Consider the following 20,056-nt stretch of genomic DNA (forward strand, 5'->3'; position numbering starts at 1 on the left):
CGGGTGGTGAGGCCGCAATGTCACTCACCGAAGCTAACGGACCGGCTCTCGGCGCGGAAGATGTGCCGCTTATCGTTCGCGGTCGTCGGATTCCCGCTCGGGCGGCTTTTGCGACGACAGCTCTGCGAGCCGGGACGGTTCCGTGATGCTTTTCTGCTCTGCTGCCATTCGATCGACGGCAGGACTATGAGTATTTCTGTCCCGATCCGAGCTCGACAGGCGGGAGAAGTCAGAACGAACCGTGAATGTGATTTCGGTATCGTCATCGGGCAACCTCTCTGGAAGGTCAGCGCGATCGACGGCGATAATCCCGTGGTCGGTAACAAGGCTGGCAACACGGATATCGTGACCGAGTACCTGACCTGAAACCTGTTCGCCCGGCCTGGCGCTGCGCACGTTGTGCTCGAAAGCATTCTCACCGCGCATTTCCAGATCGACAAATGCAGCTCTTATGGCTTCTTGTCGGTTTGGGTCGATCGCGTCTTCAAAGACATGTTTCATCGCCGGACTGGAGGGATCGTTGGTCGTCGCGATCGACGCTTCGATCATGCGTGGCTTGGTAATGACCGTGAAGTCAACATCATGTCCATATTCGCGACCGATGGCTGCTAGCAGTGCCTCCTGGGCCCGTCCGTTGCCTTCTCGGAACGGGTGCACATAATTCAACTCTGCCAACACTTTACCGGCGATCTCGGCGAACCGTTCGACCGACGATCCGCGCAAAATTTTGGGACTCCGGATCGGTCTAAAGGCTTCATCCAAGCCCATCTCGATACGCGAGCCGTGTAGGAACGAAGTTCCGCCTTTCGACAGATTGCCAATTGGTTCCACTCTCTGCCCATCGACAATGGGGCTTTCATTGCGCGTACGACCGGCCCATTCATAAATATCTTGGAAAATATGACCATGAATGGCTTTCAGATGTTGCGCGTCGAAAGCGCCTTTCGGGCCGTCTCCTTCGGCAATTTCAGCCAACCGGAATGCTGTCGCGCGATATTCTTCGACGCGCAGTTCCTTATGAGACCGGATTCCGAGTTTGTTGCGCAGCACGTCCCTACGATCAGGATCGTCCGATATATTCGGATAGGTGTAGGAGCCTTTGGGTTCGGTTTCAGCCATGACGAAGATCAATAAAAAGCCGCCTGCCCAAGGCAGGCGGCATCAAATTTGAAAAGGTTGAGGTTGAACTATAGCGGTTTGCGGACTACACGCTCTTTGTATTCGTCGCGCGTGATCTCGCCGGCGACATAGGCCGCGGTTGCCGCTTCCAACAGTGGATCGTGGACATAGCCCTGTCGCATATTTGCGGCGCGCGCCTGATCCGTAGCCTTTTTGCGCTTGGCAACAGCTTCCGGAGACCGATCCGGACGGGGGGCATGAAAGTTCATCTTCAAAACTCCTGTTGTAATAAACCCTAGCACACAAAGCGCGCAAAATCCAGAAAACAAAGGGGTTTTCGCGGCTTTCGGTGCAATGCGCCCGGCACTTGGCCGGGCGCTGTTGGGCTATCAATTGCGCGGTTCCCATTCGAGAACGGCCTGAAGGCTTGGGTCGTCCTGTCCACCGAAGCGCCCGAGGTTGGCGTTGTAGTTCAGGCGACGGATCGAGAGATTGCGCTTGAAGCCTTCGCCATCGGCCTTTGCCTTTTTCCAGATCCCGCCAACCTCGATATTGAAGCCACGCGGGGATTTAGCGAAAACGCGGTGCGTTGGAGCGTCCGGGTTTTCCGAGTTGAAGGGCACGACCTCAATGTCGATGTCGTCAGTCAGGGTCGAGATGCGGCCTTTGCCGGAAGCTGTGTCGAGGTCTTCGCTGTCGAACTGAATGAAGTTGGTGATTTCGTTGGCCATGGTATTCACTCCTCTGTGTGGTTGCGATGTTGGTTCACGGGCACGGCGGTAAGCGGTGTTGCACCCTTGGGCCGGAGCGCAGCGGAGGAAGCCGAGGGCCGAGAAATTTGTCGCGCGAGGAGCCGCAGGCGGGGAGATTTCTCTGGCTTCCGGCTTTGCGGCAACCGCGTCAACGTGCGAACGAGCGTTAAAAGCAACCGAATTAGAGGTGTGCTATATGCGCCAATATGGCAACTCGTCTCGTTGGCATAGACCGGTGATACCGTACCGATATTGCAACGCATGATAGCTGGATTCAACATCTATCGTATAACCACGGTAAACCTTGAGAACCGTTATGGTTCTCTTCGCTGATCACTCGAAAATGCCAATATGGCTATGCATGGGCGGGCTTATCTGGAGGCATGGGCCCGTCGATAGAGATGCGGGCTCTCTGCGTCCGCCGCCCATATTCCAAGCAAACGTTCGCGTGCTTCGTTCTCGGTATACCCGTATTCGGCAATGTCGATGCCGTGGTTTCGCGGCAAGTAGCGTGACATCGCTTCGGCCTGCCCCGCGCGCAACCAGGCCGTATGGCCACCGCGCGGCGAAAATGGAGCGAAAGATCAATGTATTCCCTCCATTCCATGTCTGGCAGCAAGCCCGAACACCGAGCGGGCAAGATGCAGTTCGCTGGCGGCAGCGCGCTCTGTCATTGCGCGCAAATAGCCCCCCGGCGACTTCACTTCCTGTTGGTCGAACTTCTGCAACGTGATCATGATGGCAATCGCGGCGGCCTGTTCACCCATCTGACCCACCGCGCGACGGCGTGCATCTTCGGAAATACCCGCCAAGCGGCAAATTTGCGGTGCGAGCCGGGCTAAGTCAGCCCAGTTGCGGGGGCGCGACATTCCATAAGTGGTCAGCGCCGGTATTGCCCGTAACACATCCTGCAGGGCCACTAGCGCATGTGGCGGGTGGTGCGGTCGATTGTTTTTACTCGAATTGCGCCCCAGGCTTTTATCGAAAGCCCTCTTACCGGTCGTTGGGAAACTGAGTTGTTCGGCGTTAGCCGAACACATTTCATCACTACTACTTTCAAGGGAATAGGGGTTTGTAATCTGTTTGTGCATGTCGTTTTCGGCATACGGGCATGTCGAATCTTCATTTCTATCGGACGGCTGCTCACGGTGAAGCAGCTGCATTACCCGCTCGACGATCCATTCTATCAAGCCTGTTGCGCGACGCAGAACAGCACTTGATGCCTTGCTCGCGATGCCTACTGCATCGAGAACACGCTCAAAACGCTTCTCGATTATTGAGCGCAGCCGAGCGGGGAGGTCCTCCATAGTGGCGAGCGCGTTACGCAGATTGCGAACGCCGCCGCGATAGCGACGCAGGTTCGCATTGAGTGCGTTCTTTTCCGCCTTTGCCTGCCGGACCATTCCATCGAGCTCCGCGAAGCGGGCTATCAGAACGCGCAGATCGATACCGCAAGCGTCGGCAATACTGCCGTCCGCATTACGGACCGGATAACGCTTATAGTTGCCGCTGTCCTGCATGGTGATGACACCGGCGTCGAACAACCGGGACAACATGCGGCTGACGCGTCCCTCTGATCGACCTATCTCGAAGGCAAGCGCCGCATTGGATTTGAACACGATCGGTCTTCCGCCTTTGTCATAGCTCTCTGCTGGAGCCGTATTGATCACGGCAACAAGCAAGTGCGCCTCTGTGCCATTGATGAGACCAAGGCAAGGGAGTGACTGCGCAAGGCCGATCAGCTGGCCGCGTGTCACCGTTCCAATTTCCGCGGTATGAGCCATGCGACGAAACTCGGTTCGTTGTGGTGTCTGTTTACGGCCAACCCACCGCACAGGTTGTAGGACTTCCTCCATACTCCTCATCTCCTCACTGAGGACCAGGCAAAGCTTTCCCGTTCGCCGAAAAGCGTTTCTGTTTGACATTGGAAGATGGGAGTGCGATTCTACTTTTACTGAAGGTTTGAAATTTGCACCCCGCTTCCGGATTTATTCGGGAGCGGTTTTTCTTTTTTACCCGGTCACATTCTCCTCAAAGTTTGGTATTCGACGGCAAGGAATGTTACCGATTTGGTTCATGCCCACAACCCTAAAATAGACACTCATCATGAAAAATGCCTCATATATGGCCAATATGTCCGTTTCTCGGGCCAATATTTCCTATTAGAAAACATTCAATCGGTCTTTTGAGTGTACCTTTTCGGTAATATTCTTCATATTGTCCCTTCCATAACCCACAGCCTTCTCGCCTCTCCTAATAGGCCTCCGGCAACCCTACAGCGCGATATGAGAGCGCGGGTGCCTCCGGCCGGCGGCGTTCGCTACGCTCTCACCGCAAATGGCACACTAAAATTGTTTGAAGATCCAAAACGGATTAACCCGAGATCAGATCAGGATTCTACTGAAGGGTCTTCGACGCTTTGAGACAAGGGTCAGGTTGGAATCTGGATAGAAGATGGTTATATTTTCGACGTTCAAAGCGAATGGAAACCTGACCAGATTGCGTTGAGCTGCCCCGGGGTCTTTGGGAAGAGCGCCGGGGTTTTAATTCTCTTGGTTCGCTCCGCGTATGGCGCCATGTAACGACTGAACGATGGCTCAAATAGCACGCGACCCGAGACACTATTTCTAAAAGTCGGATATTGATGGGGTAGATCGGCAATTTGAGAAATTGATTTTCTCTGCTAGCTTGCTTGCCGACGGCCCGTTGAGAATAACGGGAGAAAAAAATGAATTCGTATTCTATAGATCGGCTTTTAGCCGCCGATGCCGTTCGCGCTCTTATTGTATTCCAGACGATAAGAGTTTCGTTATGAAGAAAAGCGATCAGCAAGTTTATAGGGAGATCTGCCATGCAGTCCACGTTAACCGGAATTTGAAGGAACCGTTCACCGCAAAAGACATAAGACGGTTTTGTCCGCAATGGCCATATACACGTCAATTCAGATTTCTGGCGGAAAACTGCACAGAGAAACTCTGTGAAGACGCCGCCTTATTTGTTCGTGTTAGTCGTGGCCAATATCGCCTTCACATCCGGTAATTTGAAGCATCCGCCCTCTTCCAAATACGGCAACCCATGGCGGCGTATGAGAGCGTTTATGCGTTTTTAGCCGCTCACGCACTGGTAAATTTTGTAAGCACAGCTTTCAATCAGAGGCTGTTTACCATTTTATGCGCTGTATCGACTTATGAACGACAATTACCCTTCGTCAATGATCGATTGGACTGGCCAATCATCTTTCAAACGCCGACAACGGATCCGGCTATTGGTCGCCGTTGTTGTCTTGTTGATAGCTTTTGTCGGGGTCACGACGCTCGCTTACAGCCTCCTCGCGTCAAGCACATCTGACCGCGCCATCCTTCCGGTAGACGCGTCGTAAAATGAAATGTTTGACTGATCCTAAAAAGGCCACTGCGCCTAGCCTTCCGCTACAGGACACTGAATGACACGCCGCCGTGCCGATCAGTATCCTCGACATCCAGGGATAAGAGATCATGAGTATCGGAAGGTTTCAGTTCCACTTTCTGGGCGTCCACCGCTGTAGCAATAGCCTGCTTATTCCCCCAGAGTTTCCCCCGCCTTGTCGTATCCAGGCCGTCTGCAGGCTCCGCAATACTAAATTCAATCTGGCCGACATCAACGCCGTCACAAATCAAACGGCCTGATCCATTCAGGAATATGACACTCAAGGATGCTCCTCCTCAAAAGAACTGATACTGGTCATATGGCCAGCTTCTGTTTGGTTCAATGATCAATCGATCAAGTGTCTGCGATAGGAGGCGGTTGCGTGTCCATTGCGTATTTAATAATCTCCATCGGTAAAGCAAACGTCGCTCCATTTAAGAGGATCCATATGACAACGGGCACGGTAAAATTTTTCAATCAGGACAAGGGTTTTGGCTTCATCACGCCGGAAGACGGCGGCAGTGATGTTTTTGTGCATGTCTCCGGCTTGGTCCAAGCGGGCGGATCGCTCGGAGAGGGCCAGAAAGTCAGCTACGAAATCGGCCAGGATCGTAAGACCGGCAAATCCAAGGCAGAAAACGTTCGCCCGATCTGAATCGGCATCACGCAGAGTTTTCGCCACATCCATCGCTGCAAACTGGCGGCGATGGCCTACGTGCAAGCGGCCTACACTCATATTCCGATCTCTTTTAATCAGCGGTATTCCATGCACGCATTTCTGGGAACCCCATTCGATTAACCTTAGATGGCCTTCTTCTTTTGGTGGCCATTCACGATAGATGTTTCCAACTCATGGCTGTGTCTTTAGGAAACGGGTAAAAGCAGTCTCATATTGAAACGAGACCTCCGTTTGCCCTCATTCCTGAAAACAGGAGCTGGCGGATTGAGAAGGTCCCTCCCCTCGCCTTCTGTGTCAGGGACCGCAGATATCCACCAGGCGAATTGATGGTCGATAGTTTCTGCAGAATCCAGGCAATGGCCGTCGAAGCGGTTTCTGGCCCCATGAAACGGATCGCTTCCTGATAGGCTGATTGACTGATGCCGAGAAAGCCCGAGACAATACGCGAGGCATCGAGAAGCTCACGCCATGTGCCAATTCCGTTCGCACCATATTCGCAAATATCTGGACACGATCGAAGTACCTGGTCGAGAGAAATGGATGGCGTTAATTCGATAAAAGCTTCTTCTTGAGGCTTCACGGGAACTGGTGTTTCTGCAGAAGGTGCGTTCAAAACAATCTTTTTGCTATTTTGAGATTCAAAAAGGGATTCTAGTAGGGATTCATTATGCTGCCGCTCATATTGGGCGTCGCTGCCGCTCATTTCCGGAACAATCTCTATTGTTTTCAGAGCGATAACCAATTCACCACGAATGGCTTCAAACTTGACCCTGATCGCGGACAGTTCATCAAGAGATGCACGACGAGGGATCGCGTCGACAACGGCGCGGAAACGAACGAACAATGCTTCGAGACACTCACCAAGCTCACCTGTTTCTTCGGCCCTATCCTCCGTAAAAGCTGCCGCTATATCTCTGCGCATGACGGACACTTCGTCGCGAAGACGCTTCAGTGCTTTCTGATCGGCGAGAATTTTATCCGCGATTGCAACAATTTCAGACGCGCGATCGAGCAAGGGCGCAAAGGAAAAGCCAAAAGCAAGTTCGACGCCGCCTTCCCTATCCTTGTGAGCATAGCGCTTCCGCGTCGGACTATCTTTGCGCGCTATGATTCCCGCTTCAATCAGGGAGGCCAGATGTCGGCGCAGTGTAGACTCTGGCATGCCATGGGCGCGCAGCGACAGCTGACGATTGGATGGGAAAACGACAAGGCCGCTTTTCTCATGCAATTCATCATCAGGCAGAAATGATAACAGCGAACTGAGCACAGCAAGACAGCGATCGTTCAGACCGAATGCTGCCTTAGCGACACAGAGTTGTTTGTAGAGCGCCCATCTGTTTACCCCCCTGCTCTGCTTATTCTGCAGTTCAGGATTTTGGGCAAAAGCATTCGTTCGCCCGCCAAACGCGGACGTTACAGTTTCCAGAATTTGCATTCCCTCTCACCTTTCTTCAGGCAAAAGAAATCCACCCGCCAAAATGACGTTAAAAACATTGACAAAGATTCTGAGAAATGCGATTGGTAACTTGCTAGGATTACAGATCGGCTCTCACAGACTTTGTTTGTGGGGGCTTTTCTTTTGCGGTCTAATCTCCGGTTTGTGTCTTTTTTGATTGCTCAAACTCATCATAAAGAGAGTCTAGGCGAGTAGATATCCAGTCACCAAAATCACCCGCATTAGCGTCAGTGAGTTCGATTGATGTCTTTTTAGGCAACCGACTTATCGAGAACGTAACTGAGGAATCTTTGGATCTCCAAGACTTAACCGGCACCAGTTTCTTATTTTTTGTAGGTGGCTTTAGAAGCTGGAAAACACGAACGAACCGTTCGTCCGATGACAGTGTTCTGAGTTCACCATCTAAGAGTTCACGTACGTTTGATATGTTGCCTGCATCTGCGAGATAAGCGGCGACCTTCACCCATCGATCTCTGCCTGCTTTTGGCGCTGATCCTATACCGCGAATGATGTCGTCTGGAATGCGTTCAGCTGTAGAAATCAGGTGTGAAAGCGCGGCTTTATCGATTGCAAGCGCAGACATGATAACATCACGCTTGAAGCCCCTGCCCTCCAGTTGGAGCGCATAGAGAGCCTTTTCAATATATGAAAGGTCTTGTCTAGCGTTGTTTTCCTGTCCCTGAGCGACTACGAGTTCGTTATCAGAAAGAGGCTTAACGGTCGCCTTTACTAGCTTGCCAGCTTCCTTCACTGCGCGAAGTCGTCTGCGACCGTAGGCTACTTGATAACGACCTTCTTTATCTGGATGAGGACGCACGAGAATGGGGACCTGTTGTCCATGTTCCCTGATTTGAGCTGCAAACTCTGCGAAGCTCTCATAGCTCTCTTCAAGACGATCTGAGACAAATGGTTCATCAATAAGATCAGGTTCGATCTCAGAAACTGAGCTAGATTTCAGTTGCTGAATCGAACGGGAAACCGCGCCGATTGCGCCCTTGTGTGAGAACGCAGTAGATGCGTGTTCAGGAACTTGAACTTCATCGTGAGCAGAGTTGTCGTCCGACAACTTTTGAGGAAGCAAGCCTTCAAGCAAGTTTTTGCGAGCCATTACGATCTCCCCCAGGCTTTGTGAATTAGCTGTTCGATCTCCGAATTAACATTGTCCAGAGCTTCATGGGCACGATCGTAAGTGGCCCTTGTGAACTGTTCCCTTGGAACTTCGTAAAGGGTTTGCTTAGTGATGCCAGCGTCAGAAATCGCAGTAGATTTCAACATTGGGTGATTAAGAACGTGCTCGCCGAACATAGTTCTCATGAAAGACATCATCTGGTTCTGCGGGCCATCACCAGGTTCGTAACGGGTGACCAGATATCGCATCCAATCGTAGTCCATCGAGCCGCCAGCTTCGGCGACAACCGACAGCAGTTCCGATGTCATGAGCAGGAACTGACACATCGACATGACATCGAGCATTTGCGGATGGACAGTCACCAATACTGCGGTAGCTGCACAGAGAGCTGACATCGTCAGAAAGCCGAGCTGGGGTGGGCAGTCTACAACAATGACATCGTAGTTATCCGCAACGGAAGAAATGGCTTCATCCATTCTCGTGAAAAACATGGATTGATGATCGTTGCGTGCAAGAACACGAGCGGTGTCATGCTCGAACTCAACGAGTTCCAGATTACCTGGAACCAGATCGAGGTTCTGCATGTAAGTCTTCTTGATGATTTCTGAGAGAGGTCGTCTCTCGTCATCGTATCTGACAGCGCCATACAGAGTTTCATTGTCGCCTACATCGAACTCTGGTTGAAAACCGTGAAGAGCAGATAGAGATGCCTGCGGGTCAAGATCGATAGCAAGAACGCGATGACCATGGAGAGCGAGATACTGTGCAAGATGTGCAGCGGTGGTTGTTTTGCCGGAGCCGCCTTTAAAATTTACGACAGCAATTACCTGGAGATGCTCGTGTTTCGAGCGAATAGGGAGGTATCTGCGGTCGTTCTTGCCATTCTCATCGAGATATTTACGCAACTCGTGGATCGCTTCAGCACTGTAAGACCGGCGACCATTCGCGCTAATTTCTGGCTGGACCCCTTTGCCTTCTAAAGAGAGGTGGCGTAGATATCCATCGTTCACGCCGATGAGTTTTGCGGCTTCAGTGGAACTAAAGGAACGCAAACTTTTACGAGCTTCAGGGGGGTATAACTGAATGCGATGCTTCTGTAGCTGCGCAGACAAGTCTTTCGCATGAGTAGCGATCAGCTTATGAATAGCTTTGTTAAGTTTTGCGTTCGACTCCAAGCCACGCTCCAATGTAGACACGCTTTTTAGCGTAAACACAGATAATTTCCGTCTATGAATACCCCGATTCCCAGTGGGGCTCAACATATTTAAAGTTAATGATCGGTTAATGAGAATAGGGCGCAAACTATAGGAGTTGTCGCCCGACAACTCTTAGCTATGAGGACGGATTTGAGTTGAGCATTTAACGGAGAGGGAGGGGGGCTTATGTGTTTGACTACAATTTTAATGGAAAAATGGGGCATAAATAAACGAATGGCACGCGGTGGCATAACTGATTGGATTGGCTATCAATACAAATTTATTTAAAATAAAAGTGCTTGTTTATCACAGCGATTATGGTGCCGATCATTCGCTTGTTGATGCAGGCGGGAAAAATGTAGAGAAGGCGGTGGGTAAAGTTTATGAAAGCCAGCATTTTTGTGTGCGGGGATATCACCCTCACGAGCTCTTCAAATTATGGTTGAGCCTCAGGAGGTCAACTCCATCTTAGTCACATAGTCTAGAACAGCCTGTAAACTGCTTTGGTTTGCAAAGCGGGAGCCTCAATGGCTGCTATGCGTCCACATTCGGACATGGTTATGTCCGCCGCGCCCGACCCTGACAGGCGCGCATTAGATGATACCTTGAGGCTTATAGTGCTAGTTTAATATCAGCCTAGGACCAAGCGCTGCCAACAGCCGGGTGACAAGCCAAAGTTTGCTTTAAACCGGCGGTTCATATGAGCTTGATCGCTGAACCCGGCGTATATCGCTGCATCGGCTAAAGTCAGGCCTGCTGCGATATTAAAACGCGCCCTGTCGAAACGGCGCATCGTTAGATATCGATATGGGCTTGTACCGTATGCTTTGCGGAATTGGCGGGCGAGTTCGTAACGATTCTGTCCTGTAACGTTTTCAAGCTCATTTGAAGCCACGGTACTGCAAATATTTGCCTCAAGGTATTCCCGCGCGAGGCGCACAGCTCTAATGTCGATCACACTGCGTTAGGATCTCGTGGTAGACGCATCATTTGCGAGCAAACCATCTGTCAGTCGTGCTATTATGCCATCTAGTGCAACCGACTCCAATACCGCGTCCATTTCTGCAAACGCGGAATGTATGACGTTGAACAATCTCGGATCGCCTAACACAGCATCTTTCACGAATGGGAGCGTACCGGTCGGTCGGCCTAGCGCCTCTCTGATAATTGCTGGTTCAACATAAAGCATACGATAGTGGAAGCCCTGTTCGGTCCCTGCCTCACCATTATGAATTTCGTCAGGATGCAACACCATCACACGCCCAGGTGTACTGTCCAAACGTGATCCGCGGTAGTCGAAGCTCTGGACGCCGTTAATTGTGTAACCGATCGAGTAAGTGTCATGTCGATGGGGGGCATATGCTTCGCCTGAAAAAAAGGCTTCAACTCGCTGGATTCCGACTTGCCATGGGGCAGAACGGACCCAGTCACCTGTGCACGATCGTTCAAGACCCGGCGTCATCTCCTGTGGCACACCACTTTCGTGCCCGTCGTTAGCTGAAATTTCGTTTCTCCTTCGCGATCTAACAATGAGGAAACACAGATGAAAATAATCAATCTCGATGAAAAACTGAACCAGTTTTCAAGCCACTGGGACCAGCACGTCATCGCAGACTACAATGAAAATGACGTGATGGTGGTCAGGTTTATTGGTGAATATCCTTTCCACAAGCATGACACGACTGATGATTTCTTCTACGTCATCGAAGGTGAGGTGGAAATTGATATTGAAGGAGAGCCGTCACGCACCGTCAAAGCCGGCGAACTGTTTGTGGTTCCAAAAGGTGTTGTGCATCGTCCTCGGGCCAAGAACGAAGTCAAGGTTCTTCTGATCGAACCGAAAGGAGAACCGAATTCAGGTGACTCCGATCGAGAACCGGCTCCGAAGCCACGCATCTGATATGTCTGCTTAGGGCTTCATAACTGCCAATTGCAACACCTCAGTGTAGCTCAGCGGAAGCTAGAAGCTCACTGAGATTGGCGCTGAACCCGTTTTGTTTGGCGCCGTATACGAACTGGGCAATCGCTCTTGCGTTGGTACCAATTATTGGTACAATTGCGTAAAGGAGTGAATTTATGTCACGAAACACATCAGTTACCCTCGGTGATCACTTCGCCAATTTTATCGATTCACAGGTGAGGGGAGGGCGCTACGGCTCTGCCAGTGATGTCGTGCGAGCAGGATTGCGTCTTTTGGAGGAACATGAAACGCGGGTTAAGTCTTTGCAGGAGGCGCTGATCGCAGGCGAAGCGTCTGGTCAGCCCAAGCCGTTGGATCGCGAGAGCTTCCTACACAGCATGAAGACAAAGCATGCACTTTGATAGTTATCAGCTTACACCGCTGGCAGAGGCTGATCTCGAGGACATCTGGGTTTACACCTTACACGAATGGTCATTGGAGCAGGCAAACAGTTATATCAATGATGTGATCGATGCCTTTGAAGGATTAAGGGATGGCAGCAAGCGTGGTCGGTTGACGGACATTCGCCCTGGCTATCTCAAATATGCCGTTGGATCCCATGTAATCTATTTTCGAAAACACGAGAACATGATGCTTGTTGTGCGTACTTTGCATGGGCGTATGGACGTTGGGCGGCACCTGTAACGCATATTGTGCTGCATTATCGAAACGTCGAATGTCCGTCGAATATCAACTCCTGGTGAATCGGGGAATGTGAATTATGGCTCCTGATAGTCGAGCATCTTGCATTTTATAAATGATTGCGTATTGTCTTAATAGTTAACTGAGCTACATAAGGAGTCGTGTGCCATGGCCACTGAAACCATTGACCATTCCACGCTTTCCCGTCTTGTGGAGGCTGGCGCCGTACGCGGCGCACATGTCGTCGGTCAGGAAGGTGGCTGGGCTGTCATGATCAAATACGGCATGGCCGAGCGGGCGCTCGCCGCGCAGCGTAGCCGCCAGGTGCGACTGTTCAAGCGTATGGAAACCTTGGTTTCTTATCTCAAACAGGTTGGCATCTCCCGTTTCGACGTGGATGCGGTCGACTTTGCCCCAGAGACGGTGAAGACGCACTCACGTCCGGATAGGGCTGAGGCATTGCGCCGCGCCCATGAAGCTGCCGCCCATGACAGATGGTTCCGCGAACAGGTCGAGGAAGCGTTGCATGAGGCAGATGATCCGAAAACCGAATGGATTACCCATGATGTTGTCAAGCAGGACATGGCGCGCCAGCGCGCCGAGCTGTTGGCCCGCATCAAAGGTGATGCCGAGTGAATCTGGTCTGGCTTGAGCGCGCGCGCGCCAATCGTACTGATGCAATCGCCCATATCGCTAAGGAAAATCCCCGTGCGGCGCTTGATCAACTCGACGAAATCGAGCGGCAGACCGATATGCTGATGGATTATCCGGAAATGGGGCGTGTTGGGCGCAAGCTTGGCACGCGCGAACTCGTCGTCAACCGAACCCCATTCATCATTGTTTATCGCGTTCGTCCGAAAGCACAGCGGGTTGAGATCCTGCGTCTTCTGCATGGTGCTCAACAGTGGCCATCAAACTGAAATACTCAACTGACGCATCCCTCTCTCGTAAGTTCTTGTGAGTATTTCCAACTTCTGGATCGGATTGATGCCGCTTGGAGTAATATAGTACGGTACTGCGATGAAATAACTTCACGGGGTTCTGTGAGAAACGGCCCTTCCCTGATGGGTTTTGAGAATTTTGTCGCTAAACTCTGTTGTAAAAGTCGCGGCTGTGGACCCGATTTTTGGGATAGCCAATGACCGGTTTTGGGTCTGAAACCGTCGTAGATGTCGGTTAACCGCTGTGGCAGCAAACACATCGGAGCCACCCGAAATCGGCTACTTCTTCGGTGTCAAAGCAGCCGAGACGCGCGCCCGCTCCGCCGTTTGGCATTGTTGTAATAATCGGATGCCTGTTGCACCGAACGATGGCGCGATTGTTCCATCGCTTCAGGCAACGGAATACCGCGATTGGCCGCTTCGGTGAGATAGCCGGAGCGCAGGCCATGCGCAGAAAACTCTTTTGCATCGAGACCTGCCAATTGCGCCCGCTGCTTGACGACCCGGTTGATGGCGCTCGGTTCGAGCGCTCGCGCGGACACATTGCCCCAGCGATCGACTTTTCGAAACACGCTGCCCTTGTGGATTTTTGCCGCTTCCAGCCAGCGAGTGAGGGCTTCGACAGGCCCGCCGGTCAGATAGACGATTTCATCGTGATCGGCCCCACTTGTTTTGGTGCGACCGAGATGGATGCCGAGTGAGGGGAGGGGGGAACCGTCCTCGTCCGTGACAGGCACCTGTTTGACAAGCTGTTCTACGCGCAGGCCGGCGACTTCGCTGCGTCTGCGCCCGCCTGAGGCAAAGGCTACCATCAGGATAGCCCGGTCCCGCAAAGCGGTTAGGTTCTCTCCGGAACAGGTTGCCAGCAGCTTGCCCAGAATATCGCCGGTAATCGCATGGACACTCTTGCGGCTACGCGGTCGGTTCAGGGCGCGCACCGCAAGCCGGATTGCCGATTTGACGGAAGGCGATGAAAACGATCCTTCCAGACCGCGCCAGCGGGTCAGCGTCGACCAGTTGGCCAGACGCCGGCGCACCGTAGCCGGCGCATGCGGTCCCGACACGCGCAGAAAGCCTTGTTGGCGCAATTCCTCTTCCACGCTGGCTGGCATGCCGTGATCGGGTTCGAGTTCACGTTGCTGCGGCCGCCACAAATGATGGGCGATGAATTTCAGCAACAGGGCTTCCGGCGCGGGAAAGGGGAGGGGACTGCCGGTTGCAGCTATCGACCAGGCTTCGAGATAGGCCAGATCCGAGGTCAGCGCGCGCAGCGTGTTTTCGCCCATGCCTTCATTGACCAGATGGCGCAGTGTCTCGACATCCTCATCGGTCAAAATGCCGGCCAGCATGTCGCGGCGGTTCATCGGCAAAACGGCGGCAATCGTATCGAGCGTTTCGGCGCGCCGCTCGACGGCGGAAACGGGCACTGACGGCACGGGCAAAACTCCTTGATTGACCTGAAAGTGGGCTTTCAATGACGCTGCTTGACCCTAACTTTCGCTGATTTGCGGCTTCAGATCAATAACCATCGATAAGCGATACTTATCGAATGTGAAAACCTCAACCCAAGAGCATCACCAGTGTCGGACATTAAATAATTACTGGTGTCCGTTTGAGAAATTGTTTACTATGTTTTCAATGCGATACGATCCAGACCAATTGCCTCTGAAGACCTTGCTGTCGCCGCTGGCCCGTACCAGTGCAGCCCTGGCACGTCTTGACGAACGTCTTGCTCATTCCCCGGTCGGCGCGGGGCTGATCGAACGGTTGCATTTTGCCGATGCCTGCGCTTCGTTGTGGCTCGACGGCGAACTGGTCGAGATGGAGGATCTGGTCCTGCATGAGGCGGCGCGCGATATCCGCTCACCGAGCCACGCCCTCACCATTGCCCGCGACGTGTTGCAGACAAGGCGGCGCATTGCTGTGCAGCCACCGGACTGGGCGCTCAGCCCAAACGGTTTGCGCAGTCTCCGGGTTGGCGGGCGGGGCTGGCCTGCATCCTCTCCTGGGGAGGGCGGCATCGGCGCGGAAAGCGAAAACGTCGCGGTGTCCGATGCGGCAGTCGATCGGCAGGAACGCGACGGGGAGGGGATAAAACATCGTCTGGATGGCGGGCTCGAGCTGCCCGGCATCGATCTTGACGCCATTGATGCGGTGCTGGCCCGTTCCGAAGGCGTTCTCGCCAGCGCAAAAGAACCGCGCCGATCTGTGCAGCGCGAGACGGACCCGCTGATCCGCGATCCCGACTGGGATGAGGACGAACGGTTCGACGAATGGCGAACCGTGTTGCGGTCGATCCGCGATCTGCCGCCGGTGTTGCAGGCCATTCTGGCGCTCGATGCCTGGAAAGAGCTCGCGGTGTTGCAGCGCGCGCCCTGGCTGGGCCGTTTGCTGGCGGCATCCCTGTTGCGGCGCGACGGGCTGACCACACAGGTGCATCTTTTAGCCTTAAATGCCGGCCTGAAAACCATCCGCGTCGAACGGCGGCGTCATCGCAATTTCGAAACCCGGCTCATGGCCTCTCTCGATGGTCTGATTGCTGGTGTTGAGCTTGGTTTCAAAGAGCACGACCGGCTGCTGCTGGCGCGGCAGATGCTGGAGCGGCGGCTGACGGGACGACGCGCCTCGTCCAATCTGCCGGGGCTCATTGAACTGGTGCTGGCGAGGCCGCTGGTTTCGTCAGGACTCATCGCCGCCGAACTCGACATCACGCCCCGTGCCGCCCTTCGCCTCGTCGAAGAGCTCAACCTGCGCGAAATGACCGGCAGAGGGCGGTTTCGCGCGTGGGGGGCATTGTAGTACGCGGCGTCCCTATTTTAAGTTGAACCTTGGAATTCCGCGTTATCGCTGTGGCATTCGGGACTTGCCCCTGTCAATCGCTCACAAACGTAGATGTTTGCATTGGCAACTCCCATGCTGAACCCAGTTTAAACATGGCGTCTAGCCATAGTGGCGGATTGTCTCTTGGAGTGCCCACCCGATGAACATACCATCATTTTTAGCGTTGCAAATGAGGAGCTTGTCAGCAACTCTAGCTAGTAGAAAGAGCGATTCGGGGGACGATGGTGCGCCTAATCTGTTTTGATCTTCCGGAAAAAGAAAAGAGTGTAGGCATGAGACTGGTAAGATAGGTCAGCGTTTGCTGACCGAAATTTGAGTCACAAACGGGGCATAAGTGTTTGTAAGGGCAGTAGAGGGAGAGTTTTCCGAGCTGGGGATCGGAAAACAAATTGACCGAAGAGGGCAGACTGCGCTCGTGGAGTATTTTGACTCGCCGAGCAGTGAAACTCACGTTTATTCGATGGATGGTAAGCTTGTTGCACAGGTTTCGCTACCTGAGCAGACACGCATTTACTATTTTAACAAAGATACGGCAGCTTGGGAAATTGGCCGCGTTCTCGATGACCAAGGTGAATTCCTTTACGTCAAGTTCCCTAACGGGACAGACAGGCGTCTAAAGCCTTTGGAAACCTTTGTCAGATGGGCAAAAGCCATTTCCGACCCAACGGCATTCTTGGCGGCAAAGATTAACGAGACGCCTCGCTTCTCGGCGGGGCGAAGCGGGTTTGTCCGCTCGCTCGTGAGCCAACGAGGGGCCACTATTGGTATGTCCGCTGTGGTTTCTTCGGCCATCGAAATGGAGGCCCACCAAATCGAGGTGGTTCGCCGCGTGCTACAGGACCCGGTGCAACGCTACCTGCTTGCAGACGAGGTTGGGTTGGGCAAGACGATCGAAGCAGGAATGTTGATCCGCCAATGTCATCTTGACGCGCCTGATGTCCAAATACTCGTCGTTGTTCCGGATGCACTTGTTCAGCAATGGCGCAACGAGCTGACATCCAAATTTTTTCTCGGCTATTGCCTTGATCAATCGTTACACGTTGTTTCCTACTCCAACGTTGAACGTATCAAAGCTCTACTCCCGGGCATCGCAATGCTCGTCATTGACGAGGCCCATCACCTAACCGAGCGCCCGGGGCCGAGCGCTAGTAGCCTGTACACTACAATCGCGAGAGCCGCTCCGGCTATCGAACGGCTTATCCTTTTATCTGCGACGCCCGCTCTACATAATGAACGCGGCTTTCTCGAAATGCTTCATCTGCTCGACCCCGACACTTATTCTCTTGATGACGAGCCGGGATTTCGGCAGAGGGTTAAAAATAGGCAGGCACTAGCCCAGATCGCGGCTGGGCTTACGCCCGACAATGCCTTGTTCCTGGACGAGCGTCTTGCCGAACTTGCAGACCTCTTCCCCGATGACGAACTGCTCCATACGTACGCGCGAGAATTGCTCTCGGTAACGAGTGAAATGCCAAGTGAGGACGATCCGAGATTGATCTCGGCGATCAATGTGCTGAGAGCACATCTGAGTGAAGTCTACCGGCTTCATCGCAGGGTCCTCCGGCATCGGCGCAGCAGCGTCGGCGGTTTGACACCCCATCGAGCCGGCGCCCACGTTATCGAATACCGTTCGGAAGAGGATGGCCGACTGGCCAACACCACTGAAGATTGGCGATTTGAGGAGTCCGTGGTCTCGGCAGACGATTCAACCGGTAACGCCCGACTTAAGCGGGCATCGGGGTATGCCAAGGTGCTCGACCATTCGTCGCAATATGCGGCGAGCGGCAACGGGGTCATCGGCCTGCTCACTCGTCGACCAGAGCTTGTCGGCAACAGTGAAAAATTCGGCCGCGTTGCCGAACAACTAAATAGAGACGGGCGTTTCGAGGCAAGGCTTGATGCGCTGATAATGGGTATTCAGCCCATGCTCGTCCCCAAACAGCAGGTGGTTATCTTTTGCTCGGATGAGAGGACGGCCGATAAGCTTGCAAAAGGCCTTGAGGATCGATTGAAGGCTGTTGTCTATCGTCATCACCCGGAGGACGAGAGTTGGCAGGCCTTCAACGACAATTCTGAACAGGCGATTTTGGTCTGCGATCGGCGCGCTGAGGAGGGACTAAACCTGCAGGGCGGACGCAAGATCGTGGTTCATTACGATCTTCCTCTTAACCCGAACCGGGTAGAGCAACGGTTGGGGCGTGTCGATAGATACGGATCAGGAGACGCAATTCGATCAGTCGTCCTAAATTGTCTGGATAATCCGCTTGAAGGCGCGTGGATAGGGTTTCTGGATAAGGGATTGGAGATTTTCAATCGATCTGTCGCAAGCCTCCAGTACTTCATCGAGGACATGAATAGTGCGTTGGCCCCTTCATTGTTCGATGGTGGCTTGGACGCTTTGCTCGAATTGACCGAGGCGAGTGCTGGTAGCGACGGGCTTATTGCAAAGGAAATGGATAGCCTGGATCAACAGGATGCACTGGACGCTCTCGGTGTTACGCCTTCGGAATTGCTGGACCAACTGTCAGACGTCGACGAGGATTGGCAAGGCCTGGAAAGGCAGTCCAACAACTGGATTGAGGCAACGCTCCAGTTTCGCCGAACAGTGGAGCACATTGCCGGCGGCAGCGAAGCAAAAGGTGCTGTCCCGTTCCGCTACCAATACGCTTCATCGGGACACGCCACTTTGGTGCCACTAGAAACATTCTATGCCCAATGCCAGTCGGCGGTCGATCGATCTCAATCTGCCGCACTCGCAAGAAAAATCAGAACGGTCCCAGTCACGTTCCGGAGGAGAACAGCGCTCAGCCGGGCCGGCCAATCGCTGGAAACCCGAGTGCTTCGATATGGAGATCCTTTCATCACTGGAATGTGGTCGATCACACAAGGTGATGACCGAGGTCGGTCTACCGCGTTATGGCGCTATTTACCTGGTCACAAGAGCGATGGCCAAACTGATCTGTTCTTTCGGTTCGATTTCATTGTCGAGGCTGATGTTTCAGCGGCCAATGGGGTTCTTTTAGCGGCGTCCCGGTTCAACCGGTCGTCGCAAGCTGCGGCCTTACGGCGCGGAGACATGGCGCTTCCACCATTCTTCTATACGATTTGGCTCAACCGCGACCTCGACATCGTGGAAGATTCCTCCATCCTACGAAAATTGGATCTCGAGTATCGCCCTGAGGCCGCCATGGATGGGGCACGGGATTTCAACCTAAACCCTAAACGTTGGCACCAACTGGACCGTTTTGACATCCCGGAACTTGGACACTGGTCGGGTTTATGCTTCGAGGCGCGGCGACGAAGCGAAGAAATACTAAGGACATCACCAGACTTCGTGCGAAGTTTGGCAAGTGCGTTCAGTCATGCTTCCGAAACCGACGTCGGTCGAATTGGACAGTTGGCGGCCCGGGCAGGGCGGACCGGCAGACCAGACGACGTTGCCGATCTGGAATTGGAGCGAGCGCTGTCTAAAGCCTTGCTGGACGGCGTTATTGCTCCTCGCATTCATCTTGATGCGGTCCGCGCTTGCTTCTTGAGCGGACTTGCGTCTGCCGCGTCGAGGTTGGACAGGCCAGCATGAATGCTAATCTCGACTTTGACGTTCTGTACGCAGTTCTGGCGGAATGGCCTCGCGTCAAGTTGCCAACTGGTGTCCAAGATGGGGTGTTTGATCGCATTCTCCAGATGCTAACACTTTATCAAGCACAGGATGGAGCGGCTGTATCTAGTGATTTTATAAGCCTGCTTCGCCAGGTTTTAAGGCGTCATACTCTTCAAACGGAGACGACAGCGCGTTTGAGAGTTCCGGCTTTGTCCATGTGGCCTACACGCGATCAATGGGCGCAATTTGGCATTCGCGTGTTGATTGTCACTGAGAACTGACCCAGTTTGGGCAGATATTTCCATTTAGAATTGACCCATGTTTGAACTTTCCCT

Annotated in this window: 20 protein-coding genes; 9 read left to right on the forward strand and 11 right to left on the reverse strand. The window is 53.1% G+C overall.

Features of this window, described 5'->3' with window-relative positions; translation table 11 throughout:
- Positions 1–69 precede the first annotated feature (69 nt).
- The 5 genes from JNC80_RS17335 to JNC80_RS17355 all read right to left on the reverse strand — a co-directional run bounded on the left by JNC80_RS17335 (position 70) and on the right by JNC80_RS17355 (position 5,560).
- Positions 70–1,119, reverse strand: coding sequence for a Fic/DOC family protein (locus JNC80_RS17335; protein ID WP_376711036.1), 1,050 nt, complete (start codon positions 1,117–1,119; stop codon positions 70–72).
- A gap of 68 nt (positions 1,120–1,187) precedes the next feature.
- Positions 1,188–1,388, reverse strand: a complete 201-nt coding sequence (locus tag JNC80_RS17340) for an antitoxin VbhA family protein (RefSeq protein ID WP_376711037.1) — start codon at positions 1,386–1,388, stop codon at positions 1,188–1,190.
- 120 nt (positions 1,389–1,508) lie between these two features.
- Positions 1,509–1,850 (reverse strand): DUF736 family protein, encoded by a 342-nt coding sequence (locus JNC80_RS17345; protein ID WP_094574695.1) that lies wholly within the window; start codon positions 1,848–1,850, stop codon positions 1,509–1,511.
- A gap of 605 nt (positions 1,851–2,455) precedes the next feature.
- The gene (repC, locus tag JNC80_RS17350; protein ID WP_376711038.1) at positions 2,456–3,727 is read right to left on the reverse strand and encodes a plasmid replication protein RepC; all 1,272 of its coding nucleotides are present in this window, start codon (positions 3,725–3,727) and stop codon (positions 2,456–2,458) included.
- A 1,572-nt stretch (positions 3,728–5,299) separates the two neighbouring features.
- The gene (locus tag JNC80_RS17355) at positions 5,300–5,560 is read right to left on the reverse strand and encodes a hypothetical protein (protein WP_376711039.1); all 261 of its coding nucleotides are present in this window, start codon (positions 5,558–5,560) and stop codon (positions 5,300–5,302) included.
- 164 nt (positions 5,561–5,724) lie between these two features.
- On the opposite strand from JNC80_RS17355, the gene JNC80_RS17360 reads away from it, so the two are divergent.
- A complete protein-coding gene (locus JNC80_RS17360) occupies positions 5,725–5,931 on the forward strand; it encodes a cold-shock protein (RefSeq protein WP_376711055.1) in 207 nt (68 codons plus the stop codon).
- 232 nt (positions 5,932–6,163) lie between these two features.
- Here the strand turns inward: JNC80_RS17360 and repC (JNC80_RS17365) are convergent, their stop codons facing one another.
- The 5 genes from repC (JNC80_RS17365) to JNC80_RS17385 form a co-directional block, all read right to left on the reverse strand.
- Complete coding sequence (gene repC, locus JNC80_RS17365) at positions 6,164–7,390, reverse strand: plasmid replication protein RepC (protein WP_376711040.1); 1,227 nt, start codon at positions 7,388–7,390, stop codon at positions 6,164–6,166.
- 151 nt (positions 7,391–7,541) lie between these two features.
- On the reverse strand, positions 7,542–8,519 hold the full coding sequence (repB, locus tag JNC80_RS17370; RefSeq protein ID WP_376711041.1) for a plasmid partitioning protein RepB: 978 nt from the start codon (positions 8,517–8,519) through the stop codon (positions 7,542–7,544).
- Positions 8,519–9,715 carry a plasmid partitioning protein RepA gene (gene repA, locus JNC80_RS17375; RefSeq protein ID WP_376711042.1) on the reverse strand — a complete coding sequence of 399 codons (1,197 nt, stop codon included), beginning with the start codon at positions 9,713–9,715 and terminating at the stop codon, positions 8,519–8,521. The genes repB and repA overlap by 1 nt, the downstream gene beginning before the upstream one ends.
- A gap of 652 nt (positions 9,716–10,367) precedes the next feature.
- A complete protein-coding gene (locus JNC80_RS17380) occupies positions 10,368–10,694 on the reverse strand; it encodes a helix-turn-helix domain-containing protein (RefSeq protein WP_376711043.1) in 327 nt (108 codons plus the stop codon).
- A gap of 6 nt (positions 10,695–10,700) precedes the next feature.
- Positions 10,701–11,198 (reverse strand): AraC family ligand binding domain-containing protein, encoded by a 498-nt coding sequence (locus JNC80_RS17385; RefSeq protein WP_376711044.1) that lies wholly within the window; start codon positions 11,196–11,198, stop codon positions 10,701–10,703.
- Positions 11,199–11,279: 81 nt separating this feature from the next.
- On the opposite strand from JNC80_RS17385, the gene JNC80_RS17390 reads away from it, so the two are divergent.
- From JNC80_RS17390 to JNC80_RS17410, 5 genes are all read left to right on the forward strand, one after another.
- Positions 11,280–11,636 carry a cupin domain-containing protein gene (locus JNC80_RS17390; protein ID WP_376711045.1) on the forward strand — a complete coding sequence of 119 codons (357 nt, stop codon included), beginning with the start codon at positions 11,280–11,282 and terminating at the stop codon, positions 11,634–11,636.
- Between the two features lie 176 nt (positions 11,637–11,812).
- Positions 11,813–12,058 (forward strand): type II toxin-antitoxin system ParD family antitoxin, encoded by a 246-nt coding sequence (locus JNC80_RS17395; RefSeq protein ID WP_376711046.1) that lies wholly within the window; start codon positions 11,813–11,815, stop codon positions 12,056–12,058.
- A complete protein-coding gene (locus JNC80_RS17400) occupies positions 12,048–12,341 on the forward strand; it encodes a type II toxin-antitoxin system RelE/ParE family toxin (RefSeq protein WP_376711047.1) in 294 nt (97 codons plus the stop codon). The genes JNC80_RS17395 and JNC80_RS17400 overlap by 11 nt, the downstream gene beginning before the upstream one ends.
- 165 nt (positions 12,342–12,506) lie before the next feature.
- Positions 12,507–12,974 carry a ParC-related protein gene (locus JNC80_RS17405; protein ID WP_376711048.1) on the forward strand — a complete coding sequence of 156 codons (468 nt, stop codon included), beginning with the start codon at positions 12,507–12,509 and terminating at the stop codon, positions 12,972–12,974.
- On the forward strand, positions 12,971–13,258 hold the full coding sequence (locus JNC80_RS17410) for a type II toxin-antitoxin system RelE/ParE family toxin (RefSeq protein ID WP_376711049.1): 288 nt from the start codon (positions 12,971–12,973) through the stop codon (positions 13,256–13,258). The genes JNC80_RS17405 and JNC80_RS17410 overlap by 4 nt, the downstream gene beginning before the upstream one ends.
- A 314-nt stretch (positions 13,259–13,572) precedes the next feature.
- Here JNC80_RS17410 and JNC80_RS17415 read toward each other — a convergent pair whose 3' ends face one another.
- The gene (locus tag JNC80_RS17415) at positions 13,573–14,643 is read right to left on the reverse strand and encodes a site-specific integrase (RefSeq protein ID WP_376711056.1); all 1,071 of its coding nucleotides are present in this window, start codon (positions 14,641–14,643) and stop codon (positions 13,573–13,575) included.
- Between the two features lie 265 nt (positions 14,644–14,908).
- Between JNC80_RS17415 and JNC80_RS17420 the strand changes: the two genes are divergently transcribed.
- From JNC80_RS17420 to JNC80_RS17430, 3 genes are all read left to right on the forward strand, one after another.
- Positions 14,909–16,078: an RHE_PE00001 family protein gene (locus JNC80_RS17420; RefSeq protein WP_376711050.1), complete on the forward strand. Its 1,170-nt coding sequence runs from the start codon at positions 14,909–14,911 to the stop codon at positions 16,076–16,078.
- 376 nt (positions 16,079–16,454) lie between these two features.
- Positions 16,455–19,700 (forward strand): protein DpdE, encoded by a 3,246-nt coding sequence (gene dpdE, locus JNC80_RS17425; RefSeq protein WP_376711051.1) that lies wholly within the window; start codon positions 16,455–16,457, stop codon positions 19,698–19,700.
- Positions 19,697–20,002 carry a hypothetical protein gene (locus JNC80_RS17430; protein ID WP_376711052.1) on the forward strand — a complete coding sequence of 102 codons (306 nt, stop codon included), beginning with the start codon at positions 19,697–19,699 and terminating at the stop codon, positions 20,000–20,002. Before dpdE ends, JNC80_RS17430 begins: the two co-directional genes overlap by 4 nt.
- Positions 20,003–20,056: the final 54 nt, after the last annotated feature.

Source organism: Pseudochrobactrum lubricantis, from assembly GCF_041929865.1.
Taxonomy (GTDB): Bacteria; Pseudomonadota; Alphaproteobacteria; order Rhizobiales; family Rhizobiaceae; genus Pseudochrobactrum; species Pseudochrobactrum saccharolyticum.